Below are 16,378 nucleotides of genomic sequence, written 5' to 3' on the forward strand. Positions count from 1 at the left end.
AGATAGGGCGCTTATTTTTGCGTCAAAATGATGACTACCTTATGACAATGCAACCATTCTGTCATCGAAGCGCCTTATTCTTCCTGGCTTCCCTCCTATCCCCTTGCACGCCTTGTCCATGACCCATTTGCTCGCCGCCGTAGATCTCGGCTCCAATAGTTTCCGCCTGGTAATCGGCCGGGTCGTCGACGAGGGTGGGACCATCCAGATCTATCCGGTGGACCGGCTCAAGGAGACCGTCCGCCTGGCGGCGGGGCTGCGTCCCGACAAGACGCTGGACACGTCCACCGCCGAATTCGCGCTGGAGGTCCTTCGTCGATTCGGCGAACGCCTGCGCAGCTTCCACCCCGAACGCGTACGAGCCGTCGCGACCAACACCTTCCGGGTGGCACGCAATGTCGCGGAGTTCCTGCCGCAGGCCGAAGCGGCCCTGGGCTTTCCTATCGAAGTCATCGCCGGCCGCGAAGAAGCGCGCCTTATTTTCTCCGGCGTCTCGCACTCCCTGCCGCCCTCCCCGGCCAAGCGCCTGGTGGTCGACATTGGCGGCGGCTCCACCGAGTTCATCGTCGGCCGGCGTTTCGAGCCGGAATTGATGGAATCCCTCTATATGGGATGCGTCAGTTACAGCCGCGCGTATTTCCCCGGCGGCGTCGTCGACGCCCACGCAATGAAACAGGCGGAAATGGCGGCTAGGCGCGAAATCGAAGTCATTGCCCGCCAGTACCGCAAGGCGGGCTGGCAGGAAGCCTATGGCTCCTCGGGAACCAGCAAGGCGCTGGGCGCCATCCTGACCGAGTCCGGCTTCTCGGAGTACGGCATCACCCGGCGCGGCATGGACAAGCTCAAAGAGCGGCTGGTCAAGGCCGGGACGGTGGAACGCGCACAACTCGCTGGTATCAAGCCGGATCGCATATCCGTGCTGCCCGGCGGACTGGCCATCATGAGCGCCATTTTCGACGAACTCGGCATCGAGCTGATGCGCACGGCAGACGGGGCCTTGCGGGTCGGCGTGCTGTACGACCTGGCCGGGCGGGACGCCTCCCTCGACAAGCGGGACGATACCGTGCGCCAGTTCATGAACCGCTACAAGGCGGACAGGGCGCAGGCCGCCCGCGTGCGGCAGCTGGCGCTGGGGTTGTTCCACCAGCTGGTTCCTTCGCCGGAACACGAGGAACTGGCCCGGATCCTCGGCTGGGCCGCCGATCTGCACGAGATCGGGTTGTCCATCGCGCACAACACTTATCACAAGCACTCGTCCTACATCCTGCAGCATGCCGACATGCCCGGATTCTCGCGCCAGGACCAGAGCCTGCTGGCACTGCTGGCGCTGGGGCACCAGGGCAAGCTGGGCAAGCTGCAGACGCTGGTCACCCACGACGAGCAATGGATCGCCATCCTGTGCCTGCGCATGGCGGCCATTCTCTACCGGCGGCGCGAGGACATCGGCGAGCCGCCCCTGACGGTTTCGGTCAAGGGTACGTCCATCGTCGTCAAGACGGATGCTGCGTGGATGAGCAGCCACCCGCTCACCGATTTCACGCTCCGCGCCGAGGAGTCAGAATGGCGCAAGGTGGGTTTCACGTTCGAGCTGCTTGAGCTCTGAACGGATCCGGCGCGTCAGCCGGCGCTGCAAGCGCAGCCCGGCGCGCCGTAGCCGCCGAGCCAGCCGCAGGCGGCGCCGATGACGCGGCCGGCCCACCGGAACGACAGCCCCGCCGCCGGATGCCAGCGGGCTCACGAACGCCTCGAACCCTGCGACTCCAGCCCGAAGTGCCGGCGATAACGATCGTCCAGTGCATCGATGGACAGCAGCATCGGGAAATCGGCGGTATTGAAATCGGCGTCCCAGGCCGGCTCGCCGCAGACGCGTGCCCCGACCTTCAGATAGCCTTTGATGAGCGGCGGCACGCGGGTCGGCAGGTTGCAATCCAAGCGCTCGACCGGCAGCCTGTGCAGCGGCTGCACTCGCAGGTCGCGCGCCTGTTCGATATGGGAGGCAATCGACCGGTAGACGCCGGCGGCCGTTGCGCCATCGTCGCGCAGGCTCACGCTGGCGCAGCCGAACACGTAGCGGTAGCCCGAGCGACGCAGGAATTCCGCGAGTCCCGACCACAGCAGCATGATGACCGCGCCGCTGCGGTAATCGCGATGCGTGCAGGAGCGGCCGAACTCGACCAACTCGCTCCGTATGGGGCTCAGGCCGGACAGATCGAACTCGGATTCGGAGTAATAGCTGCCGGCATGGCGGGCCTGCTCCGGCCCCAGAATGCGGTAAGTGCCCACCACGCGGTCGGTATCGAGCTCGCGGACGATCAAGTGCTCGCACCAAGCGTCGAACTTGTCTTCGTCAACGCCGTCGACCGCTGTCGGGAATACGGCCCCCATGTCTTCCGTGAAGACTTCATAGCGCAGGCGCTGGGCTTGTCGGACTTCTTCCCAGGACCGCGCTAGCCCCACAGCCAAGCCGGGGGTCTGGACACCGTCATGAAGCTCGTCGACCAGGCCTCGACTCGCTTCGATGCGGGTGAATTCGAGCATATGCACACTCCTTGACAGGTAAGGTCGAGTGTCGGCGCTTCGCGTTTCACGTCATTGACAGAATAATGACGGTACCATGACTACGACACAATACCCCTGCCCGACCGGAAACGCCTGCTTACGAATGCCTTACAGGAACTCCGGATTCACCACCGCCCGCACGACCACCTGGAAGTCCTCGTCGCGCTGGCGCCGGGCGAGCCACCAAAGCCCGCCCTTTTTCAGGCTCCAGGGCAGGTCCTGCCCGGCCAGCAGCGTGCTGGCCACCCGCCCCAGCGTGGGCTGGTGGCCGACAACCAGCACCGGCCGCGGCGACAGCGGCCAGCCGGTCGCGGCCAGCACGTGGACGGGCGCAGCGTCGGGCGCCAGGTCCGGCACCACGGCATAGTCCAGGCCCAGCGCATCGGCAGTCTGGCGGGTGCGTACCGCGGGGCTCGCCATCACCAGCAGATCGGACGGCGCATGGGCGCGCAGCCAGCCCGCGACGGCCTCCGCCTGCTTGCGGCCACGCCGCGTCAGCGCGCGCTGCAGGTCGTCCTGGCCGTCTTCGGCCTCTGCGTGGCGCCAGAGAAGTAGATTCATGGATGATGCTTGCATAGTCATAATCGGCGGACCCTGATTGTGCCCAAGGGGCATGACTGGCGCTTGACAAAGGGCCCGCCGCGCCGGCCCTAACGCAGGCTGGCGGACAGGGTTTCCAGGCAACCGTCCACCAGGGCGGCATCCGCAGCTTCGACCATCAGCCGCAGCTTGGGCTCGGTGCCGGAGGCGCGTATCAAGACGCGTCCCTTCCCGTCCAGCTGGCGTTCGACCTCTTCACGTGCCTGGTTCAACCCCTCGTGCGTGCGCCAGTCCAGCCCCGGCGCAAGCGGTACATTGACGAGTTTCTGCGGATATAGCCGCAGGCCGTCCAGCAATTCGGACAGCGGCTTGCGTTGGCGCTGCATGGCCGCCAATACCTGGAGCGCCGCCACGATGCCGTCGCCGGTGGTATGGCGATCCAGGCAGATCAGGTGGCCCGAACCTTCACCTCCATAAAGCCAGCCCTTCTGTTGCAACATCGCCAATACATAGCGGTCGCCCACCGCCGCCCGCTCGAAAGGCACGTTCAATTCCCGCATGCGATGCTCGAACGCCAGATTGGTCATCAGGGTCCCGACCACCCCCGCGACTGGGCCTCGGCGCAAGCGATCCGCCACGATGACATACAACAGCTCGTCGCCGTTATAGAGCCGGCCGGTGCCATCGACCATCAACAGCCGGTCCGCATCGCCATCCAGGGCAATGCCAAGATCGGCCTGAGCGGTCACCACCGCCTTGACCAGCGCGTCGGGCGCCGTGGCGCCCACACCGTCGTTGATGTTGAGGCCGTCGGGCGCGCATCCGATCCGGCTGACGGTAGCCCCCAGTTCTTCGAACACGCTGGGAGCAATATGGTAGGCCGCGCCATGGGCCGCATCGACCACCAGCTTCAGCCCGACCAAATCGAGGTCGGCCGGGAATCCGCTCTTGCAGAATTCAATGTAGCGGCCAGCGGCGTCGTTCAAACGCTTGGCCCGTCCGAGTTTTTCGGAAAACACGCAGCCGACCGGCTCGGCAAGCGCCTGTTCGATGCGCAGCTCGACCTCGTCGGGCAGCTTCATGCCGTCGGATGAAAAGAACTTGATGCCGTTGTCGAAATACGGATTGTGGGACGCGCTGATCACGATCCCGGCCGACAGGCGCAGCGCGCGCGTCAAATAGGCCACCGCCGGCGTGGGCATGGGGCCGGCCAGCAGGACGTCGATGCCGGCGGCGGACAACCCGGCCTCGAGCGCCGACTCCAGCATGTACCCGGAGATCCGTGTGTCCTTGCCGATCAGCACGATGGGCCGGGCGCTCTCCCGGTGCTCGCGGGTCAGGACGCGTCCTGCGGCATAGCCCAGGCGCAAGGCGAACTCTGCATTGATGACGCTGGAACCGACCCGGCCCCTGATGCCGTCGGTCCCGAAATACTGGCGTTCTCCAACCATTACGGTTGCCCTCGTTTGTTATTTGTCTATCGAAAAAAACCTGCCGGCTCAATCGTCCCAGGCCTGCACGGCGCGCCAGACCTTCAATGCATCGACCGTGGCCGCGACATCGTGGACGCGGACGATGGCGGCCCCCCGGTCCACCGCGGCCAGCGCGGCCGCCACGCTGCCGGCCAACCGCTCCCCCACCGGCTTGCCGGTTACCGCGCCTATCATGGTCTTGCGCGACACGCCGATCAGCAGCGGATACCCCAGTGCGCCCATAGCCGGCAAACTGCGCATCAGCTGGTAGTTATGGCCGGTGGTCTTGCCAAAGCCGAATCCCGGGTCGAGGCAGATGCGCTCGCGGCGCACGCCTGCAGCCGACAGGCGCTCGGCACGCCCGGCCAGGAAGGCGGAAACTTCCCCCACCACGTCGGCATAGACAGGCGCCTGCTGCATGGTGCGCGGTTCTCCCTGCATATGCATCACGCATAAGCCGCTCGTTCCCCGTGCCACCGCCTCTATTGCTCCCGGCTGCCGAAAACCATAGATATCGTTGATCATGTCGGCGCCGGCGTCCAGCACCGCATGCATTACGCCGGGTTTGAACGTATCAACCGACAGCGGTACGCCCGTGGCGCGCAGCGCCTCGATCAAGGGCAGGAGCCGCGCGAGCTCGTCTTCCTGAGACACGGGCTGGGCGCCGGGCCGGGTCGACTCGCCGCCCAGGTCGAGAATGTCGGCGCCTTCGGCGATCAACGCGTGGGCGTGCGCGATCGCCGCGTCCAGTGCGAGATTCTTGCCGCCATCCGAGAAGGAGTCGGGCGTGACGTTGATGATGCCCATGACCAGCGGCCGGGAAAGATCGAGCTCGAAACGGCCCAGGAGCAGGGTCCGTCCGCTGCCCGTGGGTGCGTGGTCCCCACGGGACGGCGCAGGCAGGACCGCGGACCGGACCTCACCTGTCCGCGATTGCCGCGCCTTGTCTTCGTCGATCATTTCCGCCACCGAAAATCAAAAGCGGCGTCGAGACGCCGCCATCGTAGATATCCTGCTGCCCGGCCCCGCCGCCACGCAGGGCGCGCGGCGGGGACCCCATCACGCAGGCGCGGCAGCGTTCTGCGCCACGCCGCCCGTGCTGGGGGGCGTATTGGGAGGCGTATTGGCCGAATCCGACGTCTTGGGCGGGCGCGGAGGACGGCCGTCGATGATGTCGTTGATCTGGTCGGCGTCGATGGTTTCCCATTCGAGCAAGGCCTTGGCCATCACTTCGACCTTGTCGCGGTTGTCCTCCAGGATCTTGCGGGCGACGCCGTATTGCTCATCGATGATGCGGCGGATTTCGGCGTCGACCTTCTGCATGGTCGCTTCGGACACCTGGGTGGTCTTGGTAATGCTGCGGCCCAGGAACACTTCGCCTTCGTTCTCGGCATAGACCATGGGGCCCAGCGTATCGGTCATGCCATAGCGAGTAACCATGTCGCGGGCGATCTGGGTCGCGCGCTCGAAGTCGTTCGAGGCGCCGGTGGTCATCTGGTTCATGAAGACCTCCTCGGCGATACGGCCGCCGAACAGCACCGCGATGGTATTGAGCATGCGGTCCTTGTCCATGCTGTAGCGGTCGCCTTCGGGCAGCTGCATGGTCACGCCCAGCGCGCGGCCGCGCGGAATGATCGTAACCTTGTGCACCGGATCGGTCTTGGGCAGCATCTTGGCGACGATGGCGTGCCCGGACTCGTGGTAAGCGGTATTGCGGCGCTCTTCCTCGGGCATGACGATAGAGCGGCGCTCGGCGCCCATGATGATCTTGTCCTTGGCCTTCTCGAAGTCCAGCATGTCCACCGTACGGCCGCTGCGCCGGGCGGCGAACAGCGCCGCCTCGTTCACGAGGTTGGCAAGATCCGCGCCGGAAAACCCGGGCGTGCCGCGCGCGAGAATGGTGGCGTCCACGTCGGACGACACCGGCACCTTGCGCATGTGCACTTTGAGGATCTGCTCGCGGCCCCGGATATCGGGCAGCGGCACCACGACCTGGCGGTCGAAACGGCCCGGGCGCAGCAGCGCCGGATCGAGCACGTCGGGACGGTTGGTGGCGGCGATGACGATAATGCCCTGGCCGGTTTCAAAGCCGTCCATTTCCACCAGCATCTGGTTCAGGGTCTGCTCGCGCTCGTCGTTGCCACCGCCCAGGCCGGCGCCACGCTGGCGACCGACCGCGTCGATTTCGTCGATGAAGATGATGCAGGGCGCGTGCTTCTTCGCATTCTCGAACATGTCCCGCACCCGGGCCGCGCCCACGCCGACGAACATCTCGACGAAGTCGGAACCCGAGATGCTGAAAAACGGCACCTTGGCCTCGCCGGCGATGGCGCGTGCCAGCAGCGTCTTGCCGGTGCCGGGCGAACCGACCATCAGCACGCCGCGCGGGATACGGCCGCCCAGCTTCTGGAACTTGGTGGGGTCACGCAGGAAATCGACCAGTTCCTGCACGTCTTCCTTGGCCTCGTCGCAACCCGCGACATCGGCGAAGGTGACGGTATTGGAGTTTTCGTCGAGCATGCGCGCGCGCGACTTGCCGAAATTGAACGCGCCGCCGCGCCCGCCTCCCTGCATCTGCCGCATGAAGAATATCCAGACGCCGATCAGCAGCAGCATCGGGAACCAGGAGACGAAAATGCTCATCAGCAGCGACGGCTCTTCCTTGGCCTTGCCCGAGACCTGGACGCCATATTTCATCAGGTCGCTGACCAGCCAGAGATCACCGGGCGACGTGATGGTATAGGGGCGGCCGTCGGTCGGGGTAACGCTGAGCACGTCTCCCTGAATGTCGACTTTCTGGATGCGTCCCGCCTTGGCCTCTTCCATGAATTGGGAATAGGATATGGTGTCCTGGGGACGGGCACGGCCTTCGAACTGCTTGAAGACCGTGAACAGAACAAAAGCGATCACCATCCAGACCGCGACTTTGGAGAACATATTGTTCAAGGTCGATCTCCTACTTGATTGCCGATCGGTCGACCTGCCGGGAAATCCCGGTCCGACCGGACACTAAGTCCGATTCTACTATTGTCCGCCGCCAGGATTCTTCAGCCCTATTCCGACCAGGAAGGTTTCCGAAGATTTGTCCCGGGACGCCTTGGGCTTGCGCTCCACCACCCGGCGGAAAGTCTGCTTGAAACTCTGCACGATCTGGGAAAAACCGCTGCCGTGGAAAGCTTTGACGATCAAGGCCCCATCCGGTTTCAGATGGGCCTGGGCAAATTCCCGAGCAAGATCGCATACATGCTGGATCCGCGCGGCGTCTGCCGCCCCGACCCCGGATAGGTTGGGGGCCATGTCGGAAATCACAAGGTCCACCGGCTGGCTGCCGAGCAAGGCCTCGAGCTGGTGCAGCACCTCTTCCTCGCGGAAATCTCCCTGGATGAACTCGACGCCCGGCACCGGTTCCATCGGCAGCAGGTCCAGGGCGATAATCCTTCCCCGAATAGTACCCTGCGGACCGGCCAGCCGTTCCCGCGCCACCTGCGACCAGCTCCCCGGGGCGGAGCCGAGATCGATGACCACGTCGCCCGGCTTGAGCAACTTTTCCGTGTCCAGGATCTCGGTCAGCTTGAAGGCTGCCCGTGCACGATACCCCTTTTGTTGCGCGAGCTTCACATAGGGGTCGTTAATGTGCTGGTGCAGCCAGTTCTTCGAAAACTTGTTTTTTGCCATATTTGCCCAGTTTCCTGGGTCGGTATCTAGAAAAATGCGGCCCGCGATTGCGGCACGGCCGCCATATCGCAAGCATACTTCGTCCCGGGCATCGCGCCTTGCGCCCGGCTCCCGTACAATCTCGAAATGCCAGTCCTTGACATCCCTTCACCCTTGCGCAGCGCCCTGCGGGCCGCTGCCCATCCGCTCAAGCCCGTCGTCCTCATCGGCGACAAGGGGCTGAGCGATGCCGTCCTGCAGGAAATCGACCGCAACCTTACGGCGCACGGCCTGATCAAGGTCCGCGCCGGCGGCGAGGACCGCGCTGCGCGCGACGAACTGCTCTACAAGATCTGCGACGAGCTCGGATGCGCGCCGGTGCATCACCTGGGCAAGATCTTCATCCTGTACCGGCCCACCGAGCGCGACCCCGACGCCGCCCTCCTGCTGGGAGCCGGCAAGGCCAAGTCCGGCCTCGCAGCACTGGGTACGGCCCCCCGCAAGGCGAACGAACCGCACTTGCCCAAGAAAATGGCAGTGGTCGGCAAATCCGCACCGGCCCGCGCCCGCGCGGATCGTCCGGAACGGGAACGGACGGCGCGCGATGCCGGACCGATGACACCGCGGGAACGCTACCTGGGCATCGAAGGGAAGCGCCAGCGGCCAAGCACGCATGAAGAAACCGGCTCGCGCCGCGGCGCGGCCCGTACCACGCCGCCGCGGCGTCCCTCGGGCCTGTCTTCCACGCTGGGCGCGGCCGGGAAATCGGCAGGCAGGCCGGCGGCCAAACGCTCGGGCAGCGCCTTGTCCTTGCGGGCGGGTGCCCGCGAAGGAGGCCGTTCCGCAAGCGGCGGTCAGCGCACCACGGCCACCAGCCGCAAGCCCAGGACCGCCACCAAGAAGTAAAGCACGCTTGCCACGCCGTGCCAGGTACCGAAATCCGCCCAGGCGGGGACGGCCTGGCCGGCAGCAATCAAGGCCCGGCCATAATCCATGACCGGCCGCGTTCCGAAATACCCCAACCCCACCCCTACCGCCATGACCAGCACGGTACGCCGGCCCGCCGCCCCGAGCGGCAAACCGCGGCCGATCCGGTCGAACAGCAGCATCGCCAGCGCGACGCCCAATCCGCCATAGGCCAGTAGCCGGAACAATGATCCGGCCGTTGCCGCGGCCCGCATGGGCTCGAGCTGGGAGAAAAGCAGGGGCACGACCAGCAGCCCCACGGTCCAGAGCGCGCCGCACCACAGCGCCGCCAACCACCGCACCAGCGTCGCCATCAGTACGCGCTCCCCCGCACCCGGCTACTCATAGCGCACGTCGAGGACCTCGTACTCCCGGATGCCCGACGGCGCCTGCACTTCGGCGACGTCGCCCACCGACTTGCCGATCAGCGCACGGGCGATGGGGCTGGACACCGAGATGAGGTTGGCGCGGATGTCCGCTTCGTCGTCGCCGACCACCTGGTAGGTCACGCGCTCGCTGGTTTCGAGGTCTTCCAGGTCCACGGTCGCGCCAAAGACGATGCGCCCGTCGGCGTCGAGCTCGACCGGGTCTATGATCTGCGCGTTCGACAGCTTGGCTTCGAGCTCCTGGATGCGGCCCTCGATAAAGCCCTGCTTTTCCTTGGCGGCATCGTATTCGGCATTCTCGGAGAGGTCTCCTTGCGCACGAGCGTCGGCGATTGCATTGATCACCGCGGGACGCTCCACCGTCTTGAGGCGATGCAGTTCTTGTTTCAGGCGCTCGGCACCGCGCACGGTCAGCGGAATAGCAGCCATGTGTACTTCCTTTTTTACGTCTGGTGGATTTCTTTCTCCCGAAGGGGCGCGCGCAGGCACCTACCCTCGTGGGTTGCGTGGCCGCGGGCTGGAAGAAAGAAAAATAAAACCCCGGCTCGATCAGGAACCGGGGCGATCAATGTAGATTGTCCAAAAACTCGACCGAACGTGCAAGCGCCCTCGGGCAAACTTTACCGTTTGAAATCCAAGGGTTATCCCTAGACACCACTGGCCAAGCCGCACCGCGCGGGGCTTGGGCTCGACCGAACCGCTTCCCGGCCGATCCGGGCATTTATCGCAATTGGCACGCCCTGACCTGTGCTCTATGCTCGATACGCGGTTTTTACCTGACGGACCAGCATAGGAGCACTGCCATGTTCGACAACGCACCACGTGTCGGTTATCTGCGCGATCAACTGACCGTCTGGGGACCACGCATCCTCATGGCGATCGTCATCCTGGTCATCACCCATTTCGTCGCTCGCGGGGTCAAGTGGGCCGTCGTGCGCGGGATCGGGGCACTTCCGTTCTTCTCCCGACCCGCGCACCGGCCGGGCCAGACCCTGGCGGAGTCCCTGGGCTCGCTGGCTTACTGGATCGTCTGGCTGGTCGGCTTGATCGTGGCAATGCAGCCGCTGGGACTCGATCAGGCCATGGACCCCATCCATGCCCTGACCCACGAAGTCTTCTCGTATGCGCCGCAGTTGATAGGCGCGGCGCTGATCTTCTTCGTCGGCCTGATATTTGCCAAGATCGTGCGGAACATCGTCGAAACGGCCTTGGGCGCCGTCAACTTCGACCGTATCGGCTCGCGCCTGGGCCTGTGCAAGCCCGCCGACGCCGCGGCGGACGGGAACCGCTGCGCCGAGCCGCTGGTCCGGGCGTGCGGCGCCATCGTATTTACGCTGATCATCATCCCTGTTTCGATCGCAGCCCTGCAAACGCTGGGGATTTCCTCTATCGTCACGCCGGCTGTGACGGTGCTCGAGACGGTCCTGGACGCCATTCCGCGGGTGGTCGCGGCCGCTCTGCTGCTGGCCATCGCCCTGGTCATCGCGCAGTGGGTACGTCAGCTGGTGGCCAGCACGCTGGCATCGCTCGGGTTCGACCGGGCCCTGGCAAGCATCGGCATCTTCGGCACTTCTCCGACGCCCTCCTCGGTGGCGGCCATGGTGGCCATGGTCGCCATCATGCTGTTCGCTGCGATCGAAGCCGCCAGCCTGCTGGATTTCGATGCCGTGGCGATCCTGCTTACCGAGGTCACCGAACTAGGGGGCCAGGTGATTTTCGGCAGCGTCATCATCCTGGTCGGCGTCATCATGGGCCGTATCGTCGCCCGCATCGTGGGCGACTCGGTGGGCGAAAGCGGCCTGCCGTCCATCCTGAAGTACGCCGTCATTGCCCTGGCCGTTGCCATCGGGCTGCGGTTCATGGGGTTGGCCAACGAAATCGTCAATCTGGCCTTCGGCCTCATCCTGGGTGCCGCGGCAGTGGCGTGCGCGCTGGCATTCGGCCTCGGCGGACGGCAGACGGCGCACGAGCTCCTGCAGAAATGGACCGCAAGCCGGCCGTCGATCCTGCGCGAGCCGCCGCCTGCGGGCGACCGGCCCATACCGGGCCCCGAGGACCGGATCTGAGGCTGTAGCGTACCGGCCGCCCTCGATGACCGAGGACGGCTTGTACGCCCCGCTTACACCATCGACTGGTGCAACTCTTGCACCGAGTAAACCTGCAATCCGGCGCCGCGCCGCATGTACTGCATGCCTTCGACCGCTGCCCAGGCTCCGGCCACCGTGGTGTAGTAGGTGACGCGCGAAGCCAGTGCCGAGGTGCGGATGGCACGGGAATCGGCAATGGCGTTGCGGCGCTCTTCGACCGTGTTGATGACCAGCGACACCTCGCCGTTCTTGACCATGTCGACGATGTTGGGCCGCCCTTCGGTCACCTTGTTGACGATACGCACCGGGATGCCGGCCGCCTCGATGGCCGCGGCCGTACCGCGCGTGGCGACCAGCGAGAAGCCGAGCGCGTGCAGGCCGCGGGCAACGGCGATGACCTTGCCCTTGTCCTCGTTCTTGACGCTGATGAAGGCCGTCCCGCTCTCGGGCAGGCGCACGCTGGCCGCCAGTTGCGACTTCACGAAGGCCTCGCCGAAGCTGTAGCCCACGCCCATGACTTCGCCGGTAGACTTCATTTCGGGTCCCAGGATGGTATCCACGCCCGGGAACTTCACGAAGGGGAACACCGCTTCCTTGACGGAGAAGTACTTGGGCACGATCTCCTGACCCAGGCCCTGGTCGTCCAGCGACCGGCCGGCCATGGCCCGCGCGCCTATCTTGGCCAGCGGCAGCGAGGTCGCCTTGGACACGTACGGCACCGTACGCGAGGCGCGCGGATTGACCTCCAGCACATACACCGTGCCGGCCTGGATAGCGAACTGGACGTTCATCAGACCGACCACGTTCAGCGCCCGAGCCATGAGACCGGTCTGGCGCTTGATTTCCTCGATCAGCTCGGCCGACAGCGAGTACGGCGGCAGGCAGCACGCCGAATCGCCCGAGTGGACACCGGCCTGCTCGATGTGCTCCATCACCCCGCCGATGAACACGCGCTTGCCGTCGGACAGGCAGTCGACGTCCACCTCGATGGCATCGTTCAGGAAACGGTCGAGCAGCACCGGCGAATCGTTGCTGACCTTCACCGCCTCGCGCATGTAGCGCTCCAGGTCTTTCTGCTCGTGCACGATCTCCATGGCGCGGCCGCCCAGCACATAGCTCGGGCGCACCACCAGGGGATAGCCGATGTCCTGCGCGTGGGCGAGCGCCTCGGCCTCGGTGCGTGCGGTCCGGTTGGGCGGCTGGCGCAGGTCGAGCTTGTGCAGCAGTTTCTGGAAGCGTTCGCGGTCTTCGGCGATGTCGATGGACTCGGGGCTGGTGCCGATGATGGGCACGCCATTGGCCTCCAGCGCCTTGGCCAGCTTGAGCGGCGTCTGGCCGCCATACTGCACGATCATGCCGACCGGCTTTTCCTTGTCCACGATCTCGAGCACGTCCTCCAGCGTCAGCGGCTCGAAGTACAGGCGGTCGGAGGTGTCGTAGTCGGTCGATACGGTCTCGGGGTTGCAATTGACCATGATGGTCTCGAACCCGTCTTCGCGCAGCGCCATGGCGGCGTGCACGCAGCAGTAATCGAACTCGATGCCCTGGCCGATGCGGTTCGGACCGCCGCCCAGCACGATGATCTTCTTCTTGTCGGTCGGATGGGCCTCGCACTCTTCCTCGTAGGTCGAGTACATGTAGGCCGTGTGCGTGGCGAACTCGGCAGCGCAGGTATCGACGCGCTTGTAGACCGGACGCACGTCGAACTGGTGGCGCAGCTTGCGCACCTCCGTTTCGGTGGTGTCGAGCAAGTACGCCAGGCGACGGTCCGAGAAGCCCTTGCGCTTGAGCTGCCAGAACGTGTTGCGGTCGAGGTCGGCCAGCGTCTTCTTCTCGAGAGCCAGTTCGATGTCGACGATTTCCTTGATCTGAGCGAGGAACCACGGATCGATATGGGTCAGCGCGTGCACTTCCTCGAGCGTGAAGCCCTGCGCGAATGCGTCGCCTACGTACCAGATCCGCTCGGGCCCCGGCTCCCCCAGCTCGACCTCGATGCGCTCGCGGTCGGTGGTCTTCTGGTTCAGGCCGTCCACGCCCACTTCCAGGCCGCGCAGCGCCTTCTGGAACGATTCCTGGAAGGTGCGGCCGATGGCCATCACCTCGCCCACCGACTTCATCTGGGTGGTGAGGTGGGAGTCGGTCTGGGGAAATTTCTCGAACGCGAAACGCGGCACCTTGGTGACCACGTAGTCGATGGTGGGTTCGAACGACGCCGGGGTAGCGCCGCCGGTAATGTCGTTGCGCAGTTCGTCGAGCGTATAGCCCACCGCCAGCCGGGCGGCGACTTTGGCGATCGGGAAGCCGGTAGCCTTGGAAGCCAGCGCGGACGAACGCGACACCCGCGGATTCATCTCGATCACGATCATGCGGCCATTGTCCGGATTGATCGCGAACTGGACGTTCGAGCCGCCGGTATCGACCCCGATTTCGCGCAACACCGCGATCGAGGCATTGCGCATCAGCTGGTATTCCTTGTCGGTCAGCGTTTGCGCGGGGGCCACCGTGATGGAGTCGCCCGTGTGAATCCCCATGGGATCGAGGTTCTCGATCGAGCAGACGATGATGCAGTTGTCGGCCTTGTCGCGCACGACCTCCATCTCGAACTCTTTCCAGCCGACCAGCGATTCCTCGATCAGCAGCTCGCTGGTGGGCGAGGCCTCCAGGCCGCGCCGGCAGATGGTCTCGAACTCTTCGGCGTTGTAGGCGATGCCGCCGCCCGTGCCGCCCAGCGTGAAGCTGGGCCGGATGACCACCGGGAAACCGCTGGTGCCGGTTTCTTCGGCGATCCGGCGCTGGGTTTCCCAGGCTTCGTCCATGGAGTGGGCGATGCCGGACTTGGCCGATTCCAGCCCGATGCTGGTCATCGCTTCCTTGAACTTCTGGCGGTCCTCGGCTTTCTCGATCGCGTGCGCATTGGCGCCGATCAGCTCGACGCCGTACTTGGCCAGCACGCCGTGGCGGTCGAGATCGAGCGCGCAGTTGAGCGCGGTCTGGCCGCCCATGGTGGGCAGCAGCGCATCGGGACGTTCTTTCTCGATGATTTTCTCGACCACCTGCCAGGTGATGGGCTCGATGTAGGTGACGTCGGCCGTTTCCGGGTCCGTCATGATGGTGGCCGGGTTGCTGTTGACCAGGATCACCTTGTAGCCCTCGGCCTTCAGGGCCTTGCAGGCCTGGGCGCCGGAGTAGTCGAATTCGCACGCCTGGCCGATGACGATCGGGCCGGCGCCGATAATGAGGATGCTTTGTATGTCTGTACGCTTGGGCATGACGCGGCTTAACCTTGTTGCTTGCTGTTTTGCATCAGTTGGGCGAACCGATCGAACAGCACAACGATATCGTGGGGTCCGGGGCTGGCTTCGGGGTGGCCCTGGAAGCAGAACGCGGGCCGGTCGGTCAGCTCGAAGCCCTGCAGCGAGCCATCGAACAGCGACACGTGGGTGACGCGCGCGTTGGCAGGCAGGGTGTCGGGATCAACGGCAAAGCCGTGGTTCTGGCTGGTAATGAATACGCGGCCGGTGATGACGTCCTTGACCGGATGATTGGCGCCGTGGTGGCCCAGCTTCATCTTGAGGGTCTTGGCGCCCACGGCCAGGCCCATCAACTGATGTCCCAGGCAGATGCCGAACAGCGGGATCTTGCGGTCGAGGAACACGCGCGCCGCCTCGATGGCGTAGTCGCACGGCTCGGGATCGCCCGGCCCGTTGGCCAGGAACACGCCGTCGGGATTCATGGCCAGCACGTCGGCGGCCGGCGTCTGTGCCGGCACCACCGTCACGCGGCAGCCGCTGTTGACCAGCAGCCGCAGGATGTTCCACTTGACGCCGAAGTCGTAGGCCACCACGTGGAATTGCCCTGCCCCGGAGCCGTCGTGGCCGGCGCCGAGTTTCCAGACGCCTTCGCGCCATTCGTAGGACTGGTCCACCGAAACGACCTTGGCCAGGTCCAGGCCCGACATGCCCGGGAATCCCCGGGCCAGGCGCAGCGCTTCCTGTTCGTCGCTACCCACGTAGACGCAGCCATTCTGGGCGCCCTTGTCACGCAGGATGCGGGTGAGCTTGCGCGTGTCTATGCCGGCGATGCCCACGACGTTCTGCTGTACGAGATATTCCGACAGGGAACGCTGCGAGCGGAAATTGGACACCACCAGGGAATGGTCGCGAACCACCAGGCCGGCAGCATGGACCCGGGCCGCCTCGCGGTCTTCGTCGTTGACGCCGGTATTGCCGATATGCGGGTAAGTAAGCGTTACGATCTGGCGGTTGTAACTGGGATCGGTAAGGATCTCCTGGTACCCTGTGATGGCGGTATTGAAGACGACCTCGCCCACGGCATGGCCCGGCGCGCCGATGGACATGCCACGAAAAATCGTGCCGTCGGCAAGCGCCAGTATTGCGGGGGTAGTCTCGGGAAAGAGAGACGGCAACAAGAGAGAATCTCCGAATCGAGTCCTCCCCCCGAGGGTACGCCAATGGGCGCCGCCGGTGTCGACGACGCAGCCACTCGCGCGCTGCGCCCTGTGCGGACCGGGCGTTGCGCACGCGCCGTCCGCGCGCTGCCACGCAATCTGGCGGGCATCGGAAGCGGATTTGGCGGCGCAGGCTCCGGAACGGTCGCAACAAGACCGCGGGTGTAGCCATTCAGCGGCGGGAATCGGGTACGCGCTAGGGGAAGACGTGAAATGTGAACGTCAAACCTTACAATTATAGCCCAT

The 16,378-nt window shown here is 65.0% G+C and carries 13 protein-coding genes; 3 read left to right on the plus strand and 10 right to left on the minus strand.

All coding sequences use genetic code 11. From position 1 onward, the window contains the following. The first annotated feature begins 118 nt into the window (after positions 1 to 118). Entirely contained in the window at positions 119 to 1,603 is a 1,485-nt protein-coding gene (gene ppx, locus QHC78_RS01300) for an exopolyphosphatase (protein ID WP_319742066.1), read from the plus strand. A gap of 131 nt (positions 1,604 to 1,734) precedes the next feature. Here the strand turns inward: ppx and QHC78_RS01305 are convergent, their stop codons facing one another. The 6 genes from QHC78_RS01305 to QHC78_RS01330 all read right to left on the minus strand — a co-directional run bounded on the left by QHC78_RS01305 (position 1,735) and on the right by QHC78_RS01330 (position 8,246). Next, the gene (locus QHC78_RS01305; protein WP_319742067.1) at positions 1,735 to 2,538 is read right to left on the minus strand and encodes a GNAT family N-acetyltransferase; all 804 of its coding nucleotides are present in this window, start codon (positions 2,536 to 2,538) and stop codon (positions 1,735 to 1,737) included. Between the two features lie 129 nt (positions 2,539 to 2,667). Beyond that, positions 2,668 to 3,120, minus strand: coding sequence for a SixA phosphatase family protein (locus QHC78_RS01310; protein ID WP_319742068.1), 453 nt, complete (start codon positions 3,118 to 3,120; stop codon positions 2,668 to 2,670). Positions 3,121 to 3,209: 89 nt separating this feature from the next. Next, the gene (gene glmM, locus QHC78_RS01315) at positions 3,210 to 4,550 is read right to left on the minus strand and encodes a phosphoglucosamine mutase (protein WP_319742069.1); all 1,341 of its coding nucleotides are present in this window, start codon (positions 4,548 to 4,550) and stop codon (positions 3,210 to 3,212) included. Positions 4,551 to 4,598: 48 nt separating this feature from the next. Continuing rightward, complete coding sequence (gene folP / locus QHC78_RS01320) at positions 4,599 to 5,378, minus strand: dihydropteroate synthase (protein WP_319742720.1); 780 nt, start codon at positions 5,376 to 5,378, stop codon at positions 4,599 to 4,601. Positions 5,379 to 5,630: 252 nt separating this feature from the next. Beyond that, entirely contained in the window at positions 5,631 to 7,517 is a 1,887-nt protein-coding gene (ftsH, locus tag QHC78_RS01325; protein ID WP_319742070.1) for an ATP-dependent zinc metalloprotease FtsH, read from the minus strand. Positions 7,518 to 7,595: 78 nt separating this feature from the next. Next, positions 7,596 to 8,246, minus strand: a complete 651-nt coding sequence (locus QHC78_RS01330; RefSeq protein ID WP_319742721.1) for an RlmE family RNA methyltransferase — start codon at positions 8,244 to 8,246, stop codon at positions 7,596 to 7,598. Between the two features lie 126 nt (positions 8,247 to 8,372). Here QHC78_RS01330 and QHC78_RS01335 point away from each other — a divergent pair, with 126 nt between their 5' ends. Beyond that, positions 8,373 to 9,131, plus strand: coding sequence for a YhbY family RNA-binding protein (locus QHC78_RS01335; RefSeq protein WP_319742071.1), 759 nt, complete (start codon positions 8,373 to 8,375; stop codon positions 9,129 to 9,131). Here the strand turns inward: QHC78_RS01335 and QHC78_RS01340 are convergent. Both QHC78_RS01340 and greA read right to left on the minus strand, forming a co-directional pair. Beyond that, a complete protein-coding gene (locus QHC78_RS01340) occupies positions 9,080 to 9,505 on the minus strand; it encodes a DUF4149 domain-containing protein (RefSeq protein ID WP_319742072.1) in 426 nt (141 codons plus the stop codon). The two genes, QHC78_RS01335 and QHC78_RS01340, sit on opposite strands and share 52 nt — an antisense overlap. 24 nt (positions 9,506 to 9,529) lie before the next feature. After that, complete coding sequence (greA, locus tag QHC78_RS01345) at positions 9,530 to 10,006, minus strand: transcription elongation factor GreA (protein ID WP_319742073.1); 477 nt, start codon at positions 10,004 to 10,006, stop codon at positions 9,530 to 9,532. A 374-nt stretch (positions 10,007 to 10,380) separates the two neighbouring features. Here greA and QHC78_RS01350 point away from each other — a divergent pair, with 374 nt between their 5' ends. Then, entirely contained in the window at positions 10,381 to 11,643 is a 1,263-nt protein-coding gene (locus QHC78_RS01350) for a mechanosensitive ion channel (RefSeq protein WP_319742074.1), read from the plus strand. Positions 11,644 to 11,696: 53 nt separating this feature from the next. Here the strand turns inward: QHC78_RS01350 and carB are convergent, their stop codons facing one another. Next, the gene (gene carB / locus QHC78_RS01355; RefSeq protein ID WP_319742075.1) at positions 11,697 to 14,933 is read right to left on the minus strand and encodes a carbamoyl-phosphate synthase large subunit; all 3,237 of its coding nucleotides are present in this window, start codon (positions 14,931 to 14,933) and stop codon (positions 11,697 to 11,699) included. A gap of 8 nt (positions 14,934 to 14,941) precedes the next feature. Further along, on the minus strand, positions 14,942 to 16,093 hold the full coding sequence (gene carA / locus QHC78_RS01360) for a glutamine-hydrolyzing carbamoyl-phosphate synthase small subunit (protein WP_319742076.1): 1,152 nt from the start codon (positions 16,091 to 16,093) through the stop codon (positions 14,942 to 14,944). Between the last annotated feature and the right edge of the window lie 285 nt (positions 16,094 to 16,378).

Origin of the sequence: Pigmentiphaga sp. (genome assembly GCF_033795525.1) — a bacterium.
In the GTDB taxonomy this organism is placed as follows: Bacteria; Pseudomonadota; Gammaproteobacteria; order Burkholderiales; family Burkholderiaceae_B; genus Pigmentiphaga.